The sequence below is a fragment of the Lacibacter sp. genome, assembly GCF_035299325.1.
GTDB lineage: Bacteria > Bacteroidota > Bacteroidia > Chitinophagales > Chitinophagaceae > Lacibacter.
Genome location: NZ_DATGWT010000012.1, coordinates 86,241 through 104,560 on the forward strand (window position 1 = coordinate 86,241; position 18,320 = coordinate 104,560).

General features: G+C 40.0%; 16 protein-coding genes. 3 read left to right on the forward strand and 13 right to left on the reverse strand.

Annotated elements, in window-relative coordinates:
• Positions 1-39: 39 nt before the first annotated feature.
• The 3 genes from VK159_RS07800 to VK159_RS07810 form a co-directional block, all read right to left on the reverse strand.
• A complete protein-coding gene (locus tag VK159_RS07800) occupies positions 40-1,959 on the reverse strand; it encodes a M56 family metallopeptidase (RefSeq protein ID WP_324229566.1) in 1,920 nt (639 codons plus the stop codon).
• A gap of 68 nt (positions 1,960-2,027) precedes the next feature.
• On the reverse strand, positions 2,028-2,387 hold the full coding sequence (locus VK159_RS07805) for a BlaI/MecI/CopY family transcriptional regulator (protein ID WP_182801551.1): 360 nt from the start codon (positions 2,385-2,387) through the stop codon (positions 2,028-2,030).
• 136 nt (positions 2,388-2,523) lie between these two features.
• A complete protein-coding gene (locus VK159_RS07810; RefSeq protein WP_324229567.1) occupies positions 2,524-3,039 on the reverse strand; it encodes an SRPBCC family protein in 516 nt (171 codons plus the stop codon).
• Positions 3,040-3,155: 116 nt separating this feature from the next.
• Between VK159_RS07810 and mdh the strand changes: the two genes are divergently transcribed.
• Together mdh and VK159_RS07820 are read left to right on the forward strand one after the other, a co-directional pair.
• Positions 3,156-4,085, forward strand: coding sequence for a malate dehydrogenase (gene mdh / locus VK159_RS07815; RefSeq protein WP_324229568.1), 930 nt, complete (start codon positions 3,156-3,158; stop codon positions 4,083-4,085).
• Positions 4,086-4,333: 248 nt separating this feature from the next.
• The gene (locus VK159_RS07820) at positions 4,334-4,909 is read left to right on the forward strand and encodes a hypothetical protein (protein WP_324229569.1); all 576 of its coding nucleotides are present in this window, start codon (positions 4,334-4,336) and stop codon (positions 4,907-4,909) included.
• Positions 4,910-4,919: 10 nt separating this feature from the next.
• On the opposite strand, the gene VK159_RS07825 is transcribed toward VK159_RS07820, so the two are convergent.
• The 6 genes from VK159_RS07825 to VK159_RS07850 all read right to left on the reverse strand — a co-directional run bounded on the left by VK159_RS07825 (position 4,920) and on the right by VK159_RS07850 (position 13,358).
• Positions 4,920-5,549, reverse strand: a complete 630-nt coding sequence (locus VK159_RS07825; RefSeq protein WP_324229570.1) for a response regulator transcription factor — start codon at positions 5,547-5,549, stop codon at positions 4,920-4,922.
• Between the two features lie 45 nt (positions 5,550-5,594).
• Entirely contained in the window at positions 5,595-8,645 is a 3,051-nt protein-coding gene (locus VK159_RS07830) for a sensor histidine kinase (protein ID WP_324229571.1), read from the reverse strand.
• Between the two features lie 50 nt (positions 8,646-8,695).
• A complete protein-coding gene (locus tag VK159_RS07835) occupies positions 8,696-9,691 on the reverse strand; it encodes a glycosyltransferase family 9 protein (RefSeq protein ID WP_324229572.1) in 996 nt (331 codons plus the stop codon).
• A 76-nt stretch (positions 9,692-9,767) separates the two neighbouring features.
• Positions 9,768-11,027, reverse strand: coding sequence for an MFS transporter (locus VK159_RS07840; RefSeq protein ID WP_324229573.1), 1,260 nt, complete (start codon positions 11,025-11,027; stop codon positions 9,768-9,770).
• Between the two features lie 12 nt (positions 11,028-11,039).
• Positions 11,040-12,014, reverse strand: a complete 975-nt coding sequence (locus VK159_RS07845; protein ID WP_324229574.1) for a DedA family protein — start codon at positions 12,012-12,014, stop codon at positions 11,040-11,042.
• A 45-nt stretch (positions 12,015-12,059) separates the two neighbouring features.
• Positions 12,060-13,358 carry a dicarboxylate/amino acid:cation symporter gene (locus tag VK159_RS07850; RefSeq protein WP_324229575.1) on the reverse strand — a complete coding sequence of 433 codons (1,299 nt, stop codon included), beginning with the start codon at positions 13,356-13,358 and terminating at the stop codon, positions 12,060-12,062.
• A 150-nt stretch (positions 13,359-13,508) separates the two neighbouring features.
• Between VK159_RS07850 and VK159_RS07855 the strand changes: the two genes are divergently transcribed.
• Positions 13,509-15,047: an APC family permease gene (locus VK159_RS07855; RefSeq protein ID WP_324229576.1), complete on the forward strand. Its 1,539-nt coding sequence runs from the start codon at positions 13,509-13,511 to the stop codon at positions 15,045-15,047.
• Positions 15,048-15,119: 72 nt separating this feature from the next.
• Here VK159_RS07855 and VK159_RS07860 read toward each other — a convergent pair whose 3' ends face one another.
• The 4 genes from VK159_RS07860 to VK159_RS07875 all read right to left on the reverse strand — a co-directional run bounded on the left by VK159_RS07860 (position 15,120) and on the right by VK159_RS07875 (position 18,305).
• Positions 15,120-16,595, reverse strand: coding sequence for a hypothetical protein (locus VK159_RS07860; RefSeq protein ID WP_324229577.1), 1,476 nt, complete (start codon positions 16,593-16,595; stop codon positions 15,120-15,122).
• 162 nt (positions 16,596-16,757) lie between these two features.
• Positions 16,758-17,267, reverse strand: a complete 510-nt coding sequence (locus VK159_RS07865) for a hypothetical protein (RefSeq protein ID WP_324229578.1) — start codon at positions 17,265-17,267, stop codon at positions 16,758-16,760.
• An 83-nt stretch (positions 17,268-17,350) separates the two neighbouring features.
• Positions 17,351-17,746, reverse strand: a complete 396-nt coding sequence (locus VK159_RS07870) for a hypothetical protein (RefSeq protein WP_324229579.1) — start codon at positions 17,744-17,746, stop codon at positions 17,351-17,353.
• Positions 17,747-17,927: 181 nt separating this feature from the next.
• Positions 17,928-18,305, reverse strand: coding sequence for a hypothetical protein (locus VK159_RS07875; protein WP_324229580.1), 378 nt, complete (start codon positions 18,303-18,305; stop codon positions 17,928-17,930).
• Positions 18,306-18,320 lie beyond the last annotated feature (15 nt).

Below are 18,320 nucleotides of genomic sequence, written 5' to 3' on the forward strand. Positions count from 1 at the left end.
CTCTTTGATAATAAGGTTGAATGATTGCGGGTTAACTGATCAGCATTTTTCTTTTTCTTTCTGCCAGGGAGTTGTAAAAAAGTTGAACGTGGTAGTTTTACTTTTTGTTTTGATGATGATCACTCCGTTTTTCCCTTTTACACCATAGAGTTTTTCTGCAGTTTCCCCTTTCAGCACATTGATGCTTTCAATATTATCAGGATCGATCTTTCCTACTTCTTCGTATTTGATTTCTTTACCATCAACTATGTATAAGATATCTTCTGCATTAGTACCGTTTCCGAAACCTATACCGATGTTTGGTTTTTTTGTTGCGGTGGTGGATGCACCTGTAGCATAACCAACTACTGTTACTTCTTTTACAGGTGATGTGGGAGAAGTTGCACTTACTTTACCCGGAACACTTACTGCTGCAGGGCTGCTCACGGTTGATGCAACTGAAACTTTTACAGGAACATCTGGTGCCGGCGGTGGCGGAGGTGGAATTTTACCGTACTTCTTTTCGTAAGAAGCTTCATTCTTTGTCCAGTCGGTAAGTTTCAATGCTTCAACAATATTTTTCTTCTTGTCTTTTACAATAACGATGCATTCGCCCATGTTATCGGCAATGGTTACGTAGTATCCTTTCTCATTTAATGCTACCGCTTCATGTGATGGCGCTGTTGGCACTTTTGGTGTTACAACTATTTCAACCGGGGCACCAGGCGTTGTTGTTAAGTTATATTTCTTTTCAACGGTTTCACGTTGTTCCTTAACATCAAGATCGTATTTTTCAATGGAACCATCTTTCAAACGGATCTGAATTGTATTTTTTCCATTCTCCTTTTTTACATCAACTGATTCAACATTGTTTGATTTAATTACAACCGGTGGTGCAGGTGGGGGTGGCACAAGTTTATCGATCTTACCATATTTCTTCTCAAAGGCAGTTTTCTCTTTTTCATTGTTCAGGTTATAGGTTTCAGTAGTGCCATTCTTTAATGTAATGGTGATCGTTTTCTCGCCATTGTTTTTATTTACGTTGACGTTTTCAATGTCATTTGCCGGAACGGTATCTCTAAGCAAAGCGTTTTGCTGAGCAACATCGTTACGTTTTTCTTTTTGTTTTACTTCCCTGAAGGCAAGCAAGAGCACTGCCACCAGCGGCAATACAAACAGGAAGCGGATGATCTGCACACGGGCAGATTTGATTTGATTCATCATGATGATTCGGTTTTTAAGTGATGAGAAATTAAAATTCGGTGCAATACTGTAATTGGTGTTACCAACAACTTTCAGCAGCAGGTATTGATATTGCTTTTTATCAACACCATCCTGCAATACTTTTTCGTCGGCAATAAATTCTAGGTTTTGCCTGATGGCTTTACGGATTAGCCATGCTGCGGGATGAAACCACAACAGCATACATAATAATTCAGCCAGCATAATATCAATGCTGTGTTTTTGTTTAACGTGCACAAACTCGTGGCGAATGATCTCCTGCAATTCAGCTTCCGTATGCAACTGACGATTGATATAAATACCCTTGTTAAATGAGAAGGGAACGATCTGTTCATTTACATCAAAAAGTTTTACATCACCTTCATTCAATAATGTTGCATTTGTTTTGATCCGCCGTAAACTGAATAACTGAATAACTATTCTTATACCCATGATCAACATACCTGTAACAAGTATAGCTATTGATACAGTCCATTGGTTCCATTCAAAGCCCGGATTCTTCAATTGAAGATTGTATACGGGAATAAGCTGAATAAACTGTGCTTCATCCAGTTCATGTCTGAAAAGAAAATCGGTTATGTTCATGAAAGGAATAGCAAAGCATAGCAAGCTATAACCTACGAGATACCAGCGGTTCCAGTTGTAAAACGTAAGACGTCGTAATACCAATTGGTAGAACAGGTACACAACCGCAAGAGCGATGGATACTTTCAGCAGATATTCAATAAGAAAAGGCATGTTGATTTGAAAATTTGATAATTTGAAAATTGAACATCAGCAACTCATCACTGATCATTCATTACTCATTACTTCTTCCCTTCAATCATTTCTACAATTTCTTTCAACTCTTTTGGTGAAAGCTTTTTCTGCTCCACAAAAAAGTTCACTAACTCCTTATAAGAGTTTTCGAAATACTCTTTTACAAATCCATTCATGAATTTCTTCTTATACTCTTCTTCTGTAATAGCCGGTTTATATAAGTAAGCATTACCAACAAGCCTGCTGGTAAGGTATCCTTTCTTCTCAAGATTTTTGATAGTAGAAGCAAGCGTTGTATATGGAATATCAATATCAAGATTATCGAGAAAGGCTTTCACATTTCCTTCGCCATTCCGCCAAACGGCCTGCATGGCTTCTTCTTCCTGTTGTGTGAGTTTTTCGAGCATGTCTACGAATTTTTCGTAAAGCTACGGTTTTTTCGTAGACGTCCAAATTTATTTTATCTCGATTTGTTAACTGATTGACAAAACAAAGGCCGGTGCAATTTGACCGGCCTCACTTATCATGACAATAGATTTATTCTTATTTCTCACACATTTCTTTCAGGTTACGTAATCCTTCTTCAAATTGTGTATTGAGTTGTTTGGTGATCGATGGCCCCATCAAGCGTGCAACCGGAAAAGGAAATGCACCAGTATTGCGCCACACCACTTTTGTTCCTCCGTCAACTTCTGTAAAATCCCATGCATCAATTGCCTGCGATTTAAATGGCTTCAAAAACACGAGGTCAAAATTAATAGCCTTGCTTGGCACTGTTGAACGAACAGTTAAACTGCCCTCGCCCACCTTTTTCCCATTCCAATAATATTTATGTCCTACCTGCATTGGACTACCTGTTACCGAAGATTGAGCATCCGGGTCTGCTTTTGCCCAGGGATTCCAATCCCTGTAGTGATTCAGATTGGCAATTTTATTATACACTTCTGCAGGCGGCTTGCTGATGATCGTTGATTTTTCTACGAGGTATTTTCCTGGCAATACAGCTGCCACAAGTAAAACAAGGGCAATAATGCCCAGGATAACATAGAGAATGATCATATTGGGTTGTTTTTGGTTTGTTTAAAGATAGTAATTCCTGTTTTGACATTTCGCCGTTCCTCCAATACCTTTGCGGCACTAAAATTTTTTCATTCTTAATTTAAATTGATTGATCCATGAAAGTTACTGTTGTAGGTGCCGGTGCCGTGGGTGCAACCTGTGCTGATAATATTGCCCGTAAAGAATTGTGCTCTGAACTGGTGTTGCTCGATATCAAAGAAGGTGTTGCCGAAGGTAAGGCCCAGGATATGATGCAAACTGCTACTCTGCTTGGCTTTGATACCAAGATCGTGGGCAGCACGAACGACTACAGCAAAACCGCTAACAGTGACGTAGTAGTGATCACTTCAGGTTTACCACGTAAGCCCGGTATGACCCGTGAAGAATTGATTGGTGTAAATGCAGGTATTGTAAAATCTGTTTGCGAAAACATTCTGAAGTTTTCTCCCAATGCCATCATCATTATCATCAGTAACCCGATGGATACGATGACATACCTGGCATTAACGTCAACAGGTTTACCAAAGAACCGCATCATTGGTATGGGTGGCACGCTCGATAGCAGCCGCTTCAAATATCAACTGAGCCAGCATTTGGGTTGTTCTCCTTCTGATTTGAATGCAGTGGTTGTTGGTGGACATGGCGACACCACGATGATTCCGTTAATGCGTATGGCAACATGGAACAGTGTTCCGGTAACAAAATTCTTAAGTGCAGAACAGCAGGAAAAGATCATTAAAGACACAATGGTTGGTGGTGCCACACTTACTGCATTGATCGGTACATCTGCATGGTATGCACCGGGTGCTGCAGGAGCTGCTTTGGTTGAAAGTATTCTGCGTGATGAAAAGAAACTCTTCACCTGCTGCGTAGCATTGGATGGTGAATACGGACAGAAAGATATTTGCTTAGGCGTTCCTGTTACAATTGGTCGTAACGGTTGGGAAAAAATTCTCGACTTTGAATTGAATGCTGATGAGCAGGCGCTCTTTAATAAGAGTGCAGATGCCGTGAGAAACATGAATGATGTGTTGAAGACATTATAATTTATAACATATCACAGGAATTATAAACTGATCGTCCCGAAATTCTGGAATACTTACAGAATTTCGGGACTTTTTTATATAATAACAGGGAACATCTCAATTTAAGAACCCGATCCTTTTAACTTCAGTTTTAATTAGGTATATTTATAGAACTAACCATCCTGTGAACATTCCCGCCATTTCCAATTTCTCCTGTAACTGACCTTACACTTATCTATTGCCTTGGTGTTGCAACTTAAATTTAGGTTATGAGAAATCCACTTGTGTTTTGTTTTACTTTATTTTTTTTATGCCTGCAAACCGCAACAGTATTTGCACAGGAGCCGGCGCAATTACATAATCCGAAAATTGATCTTAATATCAGCCCGGGACATAACCCGAGTATCAATCCGCAAAAGAACCCGGGTATTAATCCTAAGATGAACAGCAACATTAATCCGGTTTTGAATAAAGAAATTAATCCGGTAGAAAATAAATCGATCAATCCAAAAATAAATGCGTTAATCAATCCATTAAAAAACCAACTGCTCAATCCATTAATGTATAAACATCTCTACCCAAGCAGCGGTGCGTGGAAAGGATTGTATATCTACAACGAAAAAGATAATCTTATTGGTTACATCACAAGGCCCACAAGAGATGTGTTGATTTGTTTTGACGTTACAGGTGTATGGACCTGTTATTATGTACTTACTGCGCAGGGAACTTATAACCATTTTGATATGGATGGTAATTGGACGGGTGATTATATCTGTTCCGATTCAAATGCAGGATTCAATGTGTTTAATAAAGAAGGCGAATGGACAGGAAAGCATATTAAATAATCAAACACAATTATACCAGACGTTCCTTAATTGCTTTGCTCACAGCTTCAGTAGCAGAATGTACCTGCAGTTTCTCATAAATTTTTTTGATGTAAGATCGGATCGTTTCAAATGCATAACCCGTTTCATCTGCTATCATTTTATAACTGTTGCCTTTGCATAAAAGAGCAAGAATAACTTTTTCTTTCTCGTTGAAATTGTAAATATTAGCTGTAGTTGATTGTTGCATGGAGTTCACCACCATTTTAGCAATTGAAGGGCTCATGGGCGCACCACCATCCAACACCTCTTTTATAGAAGGGATTAATTTCTCTGAAACATTTTTCTTCAACAGATAACCGGAAGCTCCCGCACAGATGGCATCAAATACATGTGTACTGTCGTCGAAAACAGTAAGCATAATGATCTGCACGTCTTTGTTAAATGAGCGTATGATTTTTACTGCTTCAATACCCGTTCTGCCAGGCATATCAATATCCATCAGTATCACATCGGGAGTATTTTCTTTCACCTGTTGCTCTGCCTGCAGGCAATTATCATGAGAAGAAATTACTACAAACTCGTCTGTAAGTTGAAGTAATTCCTCAAGTCCTTTTCGTAAACCGTTGTTGTCCTCAAATATGATGATTTTTTTTACCATCTGTTTCACAAGTTAATAAAGTAACCATACCTCTTGTACCCCAATTCAGGTGATAGGCAAAAACAAGTCGATCGTTGTTCCTGCACCTGTTGCAGTATTTATTTGCAACTCACCTCCCAGTTCTTTGGCTCGTGATTGCATATTGTGCAATCCATTACCTGCGTTCTTTTTGCTGTCAGTAAATCCTCTCCCATTATCTTTTACTGACAAATGCAATTTATGATCGTTCAGCATTGTTAATGTGATCAAGAGATTTTTACAGTTACTGTATTTTACTGCATTGTTCACTGCTTCTTTAAATATGAGAAAAATATTCTTCCTGTAAGCAATATCAAGTTTGCGGCTCATCATATTTTCATTCGTATCAAACGCCAGTTCAATTCCTCTTGCTTCACATAATTCTGCTGCATATTCTTTCATGCGGACCAGCATACTTTCAAGTGAATCGTTTGTCGGGTTAATTGCCCACACAATATCACTCATGCTTTCCATTGTTTGTTGTGCGGAATCTTTGATGCGGTTAAGATAACCTTCGATACTTTTTTGATCATCGCCTTTATTAAGTGCCACTTTACTTAGTACATTTATTGTTGTAAGAGCTGAACCAATATCATCATGCAGATCTCTTGAAATGCGATGACGCAATCGTTCCACTTCCAGTTTTTTATTTAACTGGTAACGATATATGCCATAAACAATGGCTGCAACTCCGAGCAAACACAATAACCTGAACCACCATGTTTGCCAAAAGAACGGATCAACAGTAAATGAGAATACAGCTTCCTGCAACGATGTTGTGCCTGCATGACTTTTTGCTCTTAATCTGAAACGATAATTCCTCGGCGGTAGATTTTGATAATTTAGCGTGTTGATGTTTACCGCCTCTTCCCATGCATTATTATATCCTTCTAACATGTACTCATACCTGTTCAACGACGGCAATGAGAATTGCAATGCAGAAAAATTAAAGACAATTTGCCGTACCGGTGATGCAAAAGACACATGACTACTGTCCCGAAAAATACTATCGGTATATAACACATCATTCACTTTAAGTGATGATAAGACCAAAGGAAATTTTTGTTGAGCTGACTTAGCGGCATTGCGTAGAAATAATAAACCGCCGCCAACTGCCACCAGCAATTCTTTCCGCTCCTGATCATAAGCTGTGTAATGTGGTATGATCTCGTCAGATGAGAATGAAGAAAAACTAAACATCTCCTCACGTGAAAAAGGAGGTAGCACTTTCATTGAATAAGTATTAATGGCGCTGATATGTTTACCAGACATTACCCACAATAGCGAGTCGCTATAACTGAGTGCATAGATATTATTGCTTACCAACCCTTGTTTCATGCTCAGCCTTGTAAAGAATTTGTTTACCGGCTCACCTTTATTGGAAAAGTACAATCCTCCGGAATGTGTTGCAATCCATAGTCTGCCGGAAGCATCCTGAGTAATATCATTTACAAGGTTAAGGTCAGTATAATCGGGCGAATCACTTGTTTCACTGTATAGTGTCAACTTCTTTGTGATAAGATCATATTTATAAATACCATGACTGAATGTGCCGATCCAAACACAATGGTTTAATGTATCGGAAAAAAGAGCAGTGCTTGCAACAATTCCATTGAAACGTACCGAATCATTACCGGGTATGATGTACTTTTTCAGCGATGCATCATAATAATAAAGTTTGCCATGAAAACTCGAGAACCAGTAATTGCCTTTTTCATCCTGCACCATATCCCTGAAACTTACGTCTGCTCCGGCCGATGGTATTGCGAATTTTTCGAACTTATTGTTTTGTTCATTTAATGTATACACAGCTTTTTTCGTGAGTAACCATATTTTTCCTGCACGGTCGGCGCAAACATTGTAACACCTGTCGAGTCGTTGGCCTTTATGATCAACTGTAATTTTTTGTATAGACCCTGTTCTGCGGCTGATGATAAACACTGCATTGCTGTCTGAGCTGCAAACAAAATACCGGTCATTCCTTTTATCATGATAAACACCGCCCATTGGGTTATTGCTTACCTGGTAGGTAACATCTAACAATGGAAGAAAAGCAGACCGTTGATTATTGCGATCGAACTTGACAATACCATTGTTTGATGCGATCCAGCTGATGCCGGTTGAATCATGATAAATTGTTTGTACTGATCCTTCTGCAAGTGAAGAAGATAATTGAGGAATATGTCTTTGCAGAAATGAATTCCCGCTTCTCGGTTCGATAAACAACATGCCGTACTCTGTACCTAGCCAGATGTATTGATCAGCAGGTGATGAAAAAAATCTTGATGGATAAGAAAGCTGAGAAGGCTGCAATTGTTTATACTCATTCAGACGTTCATCGTAACAGAACAACTTTTCCTGCGCAGCCGTTAAATATACTTTCCTGTTTTGCTGATCATAAGCAAGGTCAATAAAATCGCCATAGTAGCCTGTACCTATCAATGTGTACTTGCCCGAGAGTTTATTAAAACTGAACAGTCCGAGTGTTGTTCCAAGCCAGAACTCATTCTCATTCCTTGCAACAATTTTTATTACTGAACAATAACGATTATAATATTGCGGCAACAAAGCATTTACCACATTCCGCCATGGGTAATGACGAAGCTTTTGTGTTCTGTTGCTGTAAACAGATAAACCTCGCCCATCCGGCGCCATCCACACTTCATTGCTATCATCAACAAAACAACTCCATACATTTGGGTTGAGAAGAAATGTTGATGAGTCTTGTCCTCTTGCATAAAATGTGAACCAATGTTTTGTTACAGGATCATAGCGGTTTAATCCATTTGCTGTAGCCACCCATATCTTTCCATTCTTATCTTCAGCGAGATCATTGATCACTTCGTTTGACAATTCATTTAAACGGGGATAAAAAACAGTGAAGTTGTAACCATTGTAACGGTTAAGTCCGTTGCGTGTGCCTACCCATAAATAACCTGTTTTATCTTTTAAGAAACAGGTAACCCTGTTATCAGACAAGCCATCTTTTTCAGTAAGTGTTTCGTAAAATTGCTGTTGCTGTGCCTGTAAAGTAAGCACAGGAAAGGAACAGAGAATAAGCAACAGGTATTTACCCATTTGCTAAAAATACAAATCTCTGCGGGAGTATGGTAGTAGTTGGCGTATGATCAACGTAATTCCTTTGCCCATGCCTGTGCTGTTGCTGCAATGGCTTCCACATCCTGCAACATCATGCATTTGAAATGTCCTTTGGGGCATTTATCTCTGCCTATTTTTGAACAGGGGCGGCAACCAAGTTTTTCCACTTCAAACTTTGTAGTAAGTACAGGTGCATTACCATAATAGGGAGCTACGCCCAACAATGGCATAGTGTTTCCCCAAACTGCAATAACGGGTTTCTTTAATGCAGCTGCGATATGCATCAACCCTGTATCATGCGAAATGACAAGTTTTGATTTGCGGACAAGATCTGCACTTTCGTTAATAGAGAATTTTCCGCTGGCATTGTAGATCTTAATGGGATCGATGGCCGCAATAGCATCTCCTGCTGCTTTATCATCAGGTCCACCAAGTAATACAATGGGATGATGTAAGGAAGCACAAAGCTTCTGTAATTTTTCAACCGGTAATCGTTTGGTAAAATGAGCAGCGCCAATAACGATCGCTACATAACCAAGCGAATGTGAATGTGGCAGGTCCCCTTGCTTTATTTCTTCATCTTTTGGAATAAAATAATCCATTCCCTTGCCATCGTTCTTTACGCCAAATGATTTTACTGTTTCAAAATTCCGATCAACAATATGCACGTCGGGCATGAGGTTGATCTTGAAATTCGTGAGCAGGAACTTTTGAATATTCAGTTTATTAAAGGAGAACGCTTTTACTTTCAGTGTGCGTTTAATACGTAGTGTACGCAGGTTATGATGAAGGTCAATGATGTAATCGTATTTCTCCTGCTTCAGTTCATGTATCAACAGATCCCAATCGTTGTTGAGATAATAGAATTTATCAACGTAGGGATTGCCAGCAATTACTTTATGAAAACTGAACTTGGTGAGGTAATGCACTTCTGCATCGGGCAACTGCTGTTTTAAACAACGTACAACAGGTGTTGTAAATACAATATCACCAATGGAGCTGAAACGGATGATTAGGAATTTCATATTGTAAAGTTCATAGTTAATGGATAATGGTTCATGGATGCCTTTAACTATTAACTATCAACCATGAACTATCAACTTAAGGTAACATTTCTTCTCCTTCAATATAATTCAAATCCTTGTGAAAAGTTTCCTGTGTAAAGTAAGCAGCCACTAATGTGATCACCATTACAATTACACCTGTGGTAATTCCGCTTTTTGTTAACCCCCATCCCCAGTTCTTTTGAAACAGATTTAAGAACATCAGATTGATCAATGGCAAAGCACCACGCACCATATTCGGAATAGTGGTAGCAGCAGTTGCACGCAGGTTGGTTCCAAACTGTTCTGCACCCATCGTTACAAAAATTGCCCAGAAGCCTGTGCTAAAACCGAGCCATGCACAAATGGAATACATGGCAACATCACTGTTATTTATTGGAGAAAAGAACAACACTAAACCAATAATGGTGAAGCCATAAAAAAGATACAATGCTTTCTTCCGGCTTTTGAAATACTGGCTTACAAGACCAATCAAGATATCCCCTGTTGCAATTGCAGCATAAGCAAACATAATTGCACGACCACTATCTATTTTTGAAGCGCCATAAAATTCATTGGCAAAACGGTTACTCAGGTTTACAAGCACACCGATCACATACCAGGTTGGCAAGCCAATTAAAATGGCAAGCATGTATTTTCTGAACCGTGAAGCATTATTAAAGAACATCAACACATTACCACGGCTTACTTTGGATTGCTTTAGTTCCTTGAACATGCCGCTCTCTGCAACACTTACACGAAGCAGTAACAAACCAATACCTAATCCTCCACCTATTTTATAGCATAACCGCCAATCCTGGGTGTATTGAAATGTGAAGTACGCAAATACAGCACCAAACAAGCCAATGCCGGCAACTAATGATGTACCAACACCACGTTTATTTTTAGGAAGTAATTCACTTACCAGAGTAATACCTGCACCAAGTTCACCTGCCAAACCAAGACCTGCAACAAAACGTGCATAGGCGTATTGATCTACTGTTTGCACAAAACCAGTTACAAAGTTTGCAATGGAGTATAAAAGTATAGAACCAAAAAGCACACTCAGTCTTCCTTTCCTATCACCTAAGGTTCCCCATAAAATTCCACCGATCAATAAGCCAACCATTTGCCAGTTGATGATCTTGGTACTTGCAGCAATCATAGCAGCAGTATCAGCTTTGTCAATACCAATACCAACAATGCTTGGTTCACGCACAATGGTAAACAACAAAAGATCATAAATGTCAACGAAGTAGCCCAATGCTGCAACAACTACAGCAAGGGAAAAAATGGAATGCTCTTTTTGGTTGGTCATAAGCAAGAAATATCAATCGTTCTTAGTCTTCGGCTTCTCCGCTTTTTTTCCGAAGAAAAATTTCCAGAATACAGGAGCCGTTGTTACAGCAATGATGATGATCACGATCAACTCCAGTTTATCTTTCAGTTCAATACCAAATTGATTTTTCACCCAAATCTGTAAAAAATGCCCGGCAAAGATCATACTCACCACCCATGCCACACATCCTACCACATTAAAGAATACAAACTTCTTACGATCCATGCCCACAATACCTGCTACAATAGGTGCAAAGGTGCGGATGAAAGGAAGAAACCTGGCAAACACAATAGCACCGCCACCATGCTTGTCATAAAAATCATGCGCTTCATGCAGGTAACGTTGCTTGAAGAGGAAATTGTCTTTCCAGTTATACATTGCCGGACCAACTTTTCGACCTGTCCAGTAACCAACAAGGTTCCCTAATATACCTGCAGCCGATATTAGTGCACAAAGTATCAAAAGTTCAAACCATTCGTTCTGTACACCTCCAAGACCAACAACTTTTAAAAATTCACGGGCAAGATTAGTGCTGTATATACCCGCAACAAATAACAAGCTGTCGCCGGGTAAAAAGAATCCGAACAACAAACCTGTTTCAGCAAAAATGATAAAGAGCAATAACCACAATCCCCCATATTTAATATAGAACATGGGGTTAAGAATATCTTTCCAGGTGAATTGTTTGTACAATTCAACTGTCATACCTTCTTTTAGATCAGCCACTGCATATTTCTTTGCATCATATTCTTTACCTGAAAACGTAACTGAGTCGGTTGCGTTAATTGTAAGTGTAATAGTTCCGTCTTTTGTGGTTGCATATTCTACACCATCCACAGTAAACTTATCGGCAGGTGCTTCGTACTGGTTAAACACCCTCACATTCACTTGTTTTTGTGCAGAAAGACTTGCAGTTGCAAACGTTGCAACAAATAACATCAATACCTGAATCAAACTTCTGTTCATTTTCAATTTGTACTTTTTATAGTTGTCCTGTTCGTTTCTTTGAGATCAGGCTGTGTGTGAATGATTTTGATGATCATGATGGCCGTGATCATGATGATGTCCATGTCCGTCGTGTAACTCCCCTTCCCATTTACTTACTACAGATGTTGCCAACGCATTACCAACCACGTTGGTTGCGCTGCGGAACATATCGCAGAAGTGATCGATGGGAAGAATAAGTGCCACGCCTTCGGGCGGAATATTAAACATGGCGCATGTTGCCAACACCACCACCAACGATGCACGTGGCACACCGGCAATACCTTTACTGGTGAGCATCAATACAAGTAACATCACGAGTTGTGTACCAAGATCGAGATGTATACCGTATGCCTGAGCAATGGCCAAACTAGCAAACGTCATATACATCATACTGCCATCGAGGTTAAATGAATAACCAAGCGGCAATACAAACGCAACAATTTTATCCTTGCAGCCAAAGCGTTCCAGTTCTTCAGTAAGTTTTGGAAATACTGCTTCACTGCTGGTTGTACTAAACGCAATAAGTAATGGGCCGCCAATGCGGCGAAGCAATAACTTCATACGATGTGGCCCCAGAATTAAAAATCCAACTCCTATTAAAATAAGCCACAGAATCGCAATACCTAACAGGAAGTATAAAAAGTAAATAAGATAAAACTGGAAAATGCCCAATCCTTTTGCAGCAACTACAGCTGCCAACGCCCCAAACACACCAATAGGAGCAAAATTCATGACATAATTCACCATCTTTAAAATGATGTGCGATGCAACATCAAGCGCTTTGATCAATGGCTTTGTATAATCACCAATAGCTGCTGCGGCAACACCAAAGAAAATTGAGAAAACCACGATCTGTAAAATCTCGTTTGAAGCCATCGCTTCAAACAAACTCCTGGGAATGATGTGCTCAACAAAATTCTGTACAGAAAAGGTTGATGTTTTTGTCATCAGGTCTTTTACACCTTCAGTATCAGCCTGGCTGAGATCAATATATGCACCCGGTTTAAATACATTCACCAACAACATACCTAATAACAATGAAGCAAGTGATGCCGTTACGAACCAAAGCAAGGCTTTACCACCCACACGACCAACGGCTTTGAGATCGCCCAGCTTTGCAATACCCACCACCAACGTTGCAAATACCAATGGTGCAATGATCATTTGCACAAGACGGATGAAAATGCTGCTGAGCAGTTTGATATTCTTTGAAAAACTCTGTATGGTTTCGGCCGATGCACTTACATGAACAATATAGCCAACTAAAATACCCATGGCCATTGCCACAAGGATATAGATGGTTAAACGATTTCCCTTACCCATGCTTTTTAATTATGTGCCGCAATATACGGCTTTCGGGTTGCACAGAAGCGCCGCTAAACCGTTAATAAATCTTTTGATGGTTATTTACAATAAATCTCTATTTTTCCAGCTTATTACTGTTAGTAAATTAAAATCTATAACCAATCAAGTATGAGTTTATTTGCAAAGAAACCATTAGATCAAATGCTTGCCCAGGCCGAAGGAAAAGGCTTGAAACGTACCCTGGGAGCAGGTAATTTGGTGGCGCTGGGTATTGGTGCCATTATTGGAGCGGGGCTGTTTGTTCGTACAGCTGCTGCTGCAGGACAGGCTGCCGGTCCTGCTGTTACTATTTCTTTTATTGTTGCTGCGGTGGGCTGTGCATTTGCCGGTTTATGCTATGCTGAATTTGCTGCTATGATCCCTATTGCAGGAAGTGCGTATGCTTATAGTTATACCACCATGGGTGAATTAATTGCCTGGATCATTGGATGGGCTCTGATTATGGAATATGCGTTGGGTGCCGCCACTGTATCAATTGCCTGGAGTGAATATTTGAACAAATTATTTGGAGGCAGGATTCCTTATGAATGGAGCCACTCGCCTTTTGAAAGTTTTACCGATTCAGCAGGTGTATTGCATTCAGGTATTATGAATGCCCCGGCATTGATCATTTTACTGCTGCTGACATTACTATTAATTAAAGGAAGCCAGGAATCGGCATTGGTAAACATGGTGATCGTGTTTATTAAAGTAGCCATCGTTCTTATTTTTATTGCAGTAGGTTGGCAGTTTATTAATCCTGCAAACCACACGCCATATTTAATTCCGGAAGGAACGGCACCCGTAGTTGACAATGCCGGAAAAGTAATTGCCGATTACAGCGGTGTGTTTAAACACGGCTGGGGCGGTGTGCTTGGTGGTGCTGCCATTGTATTTTTTGCGTTCATTGGTTTTGATGCTGTAAGTACTGCGGCACAGGAAGCAAAAAATCCAAAACGTGACATGCCGATCGGTATCCTCGGTTCTTTAGTTGTGTGTACCATATTATACATTCTCTTTGGACATGTATTAACCGGGGTTGCCAACTGGAAAGATTTTGTTGATCCTGAAAAAGGAAGAGAAGCATCAGTAGCTTATGCGATCTCTGAATTTATGACCGGTTACGGATGGTTGGCAACTGCTGTTACTATCGCTATCCTTGCCGGTTTCTCCTCTGTTATTTTGGTGATGTTGATGGGCCAGAGCCGTATCTTCTATACCATGAGTAATGATGGATTGATTCCGAAAGCATTTGGTGAATTGCATCCGAAATACAGAACACCGTACAAAGCCAACTGGATCTTATTCATTTTTGTTGGATTGTTTGCTGCGTTTGTACCGGGACATGTAGCCGGTGATCTTACTTCATTCGGTACGCTGTTCGCTTTTGTTTTGGTAAGTGCCGGTGTTTGGATTCTGCGCAAAAGAGAACCAAATATTGAACGACCATTCAGGGCACCATTGGTACCTGTTGTATCTACACTGGGCGTACTTATCTGCACAGGTATGATTGTAGCGCTTGATGCACAAACGCTGAAAGTTGCATTTGGCTGGATGGCCGTTGGATTAGTTGTGTATTTTGTGTACAGCCGCCACCACAGTAAGCTCAGAAACTTTACAGAGATATTACCACACGCTTCAGATTTTGAGCGTAAGGAAAAAGAATAATCAACGCTTTGTTTTAAAAAACGTCCCGCCAAATGGCGGGACGTTTTTGTTATTGCTCAGATGAAATCCAATTTATTCTAATGTACCAAACGACACTCTTCCCTTCGCATCATTTGCGTAATAACTGCCAATGATATATCGGCCGGTTTGCCTGCATATAGCCACGGCAGCGCCAAAAAAATTGATTGATTCTATATCTGCATCAAGAATTGTTCGTTTGTAATCCCATGATCCTATTGGGTTCGTTCTTTCATAAAACCAAACTGATCCACTATTAAATAACCCTTCGGAATCTCTGAAAGGAGCTCCCACTAATATTTTCTCGCCTTTCATCGCTATTGACTGTCCAAAATAATCTTCGTCTTTGTGATCAGTTATACTCAGCACCCTTCTGATAGTAAAAGAATTTACAGAAGTATCATAAACGAATATCCCAACACTCCCGGCAAAATCACTGCTTCCTATAACCGCTCCGGGAGCAGCTGCCAATATCTTATCCCCTTCAATGGCAACAGTACTGCCAAAATGATCTTCAAATGCCTGTGTTAAATTCACAATTTTCTGTTCCATGTTCCATCCTGTAGTTCCATTTGCAGAATAAAACACATAAGCTGCTCCGGCCTGACTTATGTTATTTACTCGTTTATCAGGTGCGCCAATCACAATCCTGTTCGCATCAATTGCCACACTATGTCCAAAAAAATCACTTCCGGTTGCTTCACCGTGTATAAATTTATTATTTTGGAACCAATTACTGCCGTTATGTAAAAACAGATAAGCAGCACCCTGATTCGTATAACTTCCATTGTCTTTTCCGGGAGCCCCCACTAAAATTCTGTTATTACTTACCGCAACAGAACGGCCAAAATTAAAAGGGTCATTCATCGACACAACTTCGTTAGGTAATAGTTTCGCATGCTGGCTCCATTGATTATTCATAAGTCTAAACACGTAAACGGCACCATGACTTCCCTGTCCGTTTACATCCTCACTTGGAGCACCCACTACCAGTAAATCATTTGACATCGCCACGCTGCTGCCAAAACGGGCATTTGCGTGTAAGTTGTTGATGCTTATTTTTTGATGTTGTGTCCAGCTTCCGTTATTGAACCTGAAAATATAAACCGAGCCTTGATTGGAGATGCCGCCCTCATCATCACCCGGTGCACCGATTGCTGCATAGTCGCCATCTATCGCTACGGTTGAACCAAACTGATCAAAATCTTCTGCATCACTTACCGAATAATTTACCGGATAAATTTCTTTTTCAGTTGCAAAAGGCATGGCACGCCAGTTCATTCCGGTGTAGATATATAAACATTGTTTATCCGTATCAAATACCATAAGGCCACCATCACCGTTTGTAACGGGAATGGCTAAACGTTGCGCACTGGTCATGCGGGGAAACATCACTCCCTTGTCGGTGCTTTTAATATCGAGCATGGCCCTGCCGTTGGGTTGTGAACCATCAGCATTGATGCCAACATTTTGTGCGAAGCTGCTGTAAATGAAAATGAAGAAGGTGATTACAAAGATTAACTGTTTCATTGTTTTGATTTTAGGTTTCAAAACTATTATGAGCTCGTCTTTGATTTATTTACCATTTCGTAAATGGAAGATTTGTTGAGCATACAACAAAAACGTTGCAAACACACTCACATAAAAAAACACAGCTGATGCTGTGTTGTAAAACTGTAACGCAAAAATGCATTATCGCTTTGTACTGCCGGTGTATGAAACGGGCAGATAATGATAACCGATATAGGCGATTTTCCATTCACCGTTGTGCTTTTCAAGAATACGAAGCTCCACCGATCTGCCAAGAAATTTATTGGTACCACCTTCAAACGAATCCTGTTCAAATGTATACCACGCAACATCCTTGTAAATGCGGAAGTTTTCATTGAAACGTTTCTCGTACGATCCTTTCCAATAGGTACGGTCTTCTTTAAATTGTAATTCTTTTACTTTTTGCAATGTATCAAACCCGTTAAAGAAACGCACTTTATCTTCATAGCCTTCCCAATAACCATGCTGTCGGAAATAATCTGCATTTACAAAATTCTTTTTCCATCCTTCAAAATCCTGTCTGTAATACGTGGCTGTTTCATTGCTGATGACGTTGCGGATTGCTTGTTGCTCTTTCTCTATTTCGCTGTTTTGCGATATAGCTGCAAAAGCAGAAAGCAGACAGAGAATTAAAAATTGAATCTTTTTCATATAATGGTGTTTATCAGTAAAATTATGACCCTGCGCTACTGAATGTTTGTAGCATTTATCAAACGACGGGTTTGATTGAGCAATTAGTTTTCTTTTGATGCATACCAAGTGCCGGCACCTGACGTATTGTTACCACTACCCCATGTGCCGTTTACCAGTTTATTGGCAGCTTTATCAATGGTGGCCTGCACAGAAGCAGAACCATTGCTGTTTGTAAATTCATAGTGACCGGTAAACGTATCGCCATTAACCTGCCATGTACCAATGCCGGAAATACCACCGTTGCCATTGATACGCTCCAGTACTCCGCCAGGCTTTACATTTATTTCAAACTGGCTGCCCGGGGTATTAGATCCAGAGCCCAGCTTACCTACCCAACTTCCTTCAATGGTAAAAGCGGGAATATTGCTGTCTTTTTTACATGCTGAGAAAACAGAAACTGCAAGAAGGAACAAAAAATAACGTTTAGTGATTTTCATGATCAAGATGTTTAACTGATGATAAATGATGACTACCGCAAAACTATTTGCAGTAGGTTTTGATCGGAAATAAAAATGAGTAACCGGAAAAATGAATGAGTAAATAACATTGCAGAATAAACAACAAAGCGGCCATACAGCCGCCTTGTATACCCAAAACCTAAACCATCTGTTTCAAAACTTATTGCTTCTCTAATTCGATTGTACCACCATTTGTTTTACTCGGACTGTAGCCCCATGTACCCATAATGGCTCCATCAAAATCAGTATAAAGTCCGGCGATCTTATGCACCTGCCCGTTGCTGGTATGTGTATAGCTACATTCGAAGTTGATGCCGCTAAGTTGCCATGTGCCATTTGCAATGATCTGCCCCTGTTCGTTTAAGCGTGTAAGTGTTCCGTTGCTTTTGAAATCGAATTTGATAAACCCTGTTGGGGTTTGATTTACATCGCCCCATTTTCCCTGGTAAATTCCGGCAAAAGACGATGAAGATGTTTTGTCTTTTTTACAGGACACAATTGTAGTGACCAGTAAAACAGCTACGATGATGCTTTTCATAATGTTCATTGTTGT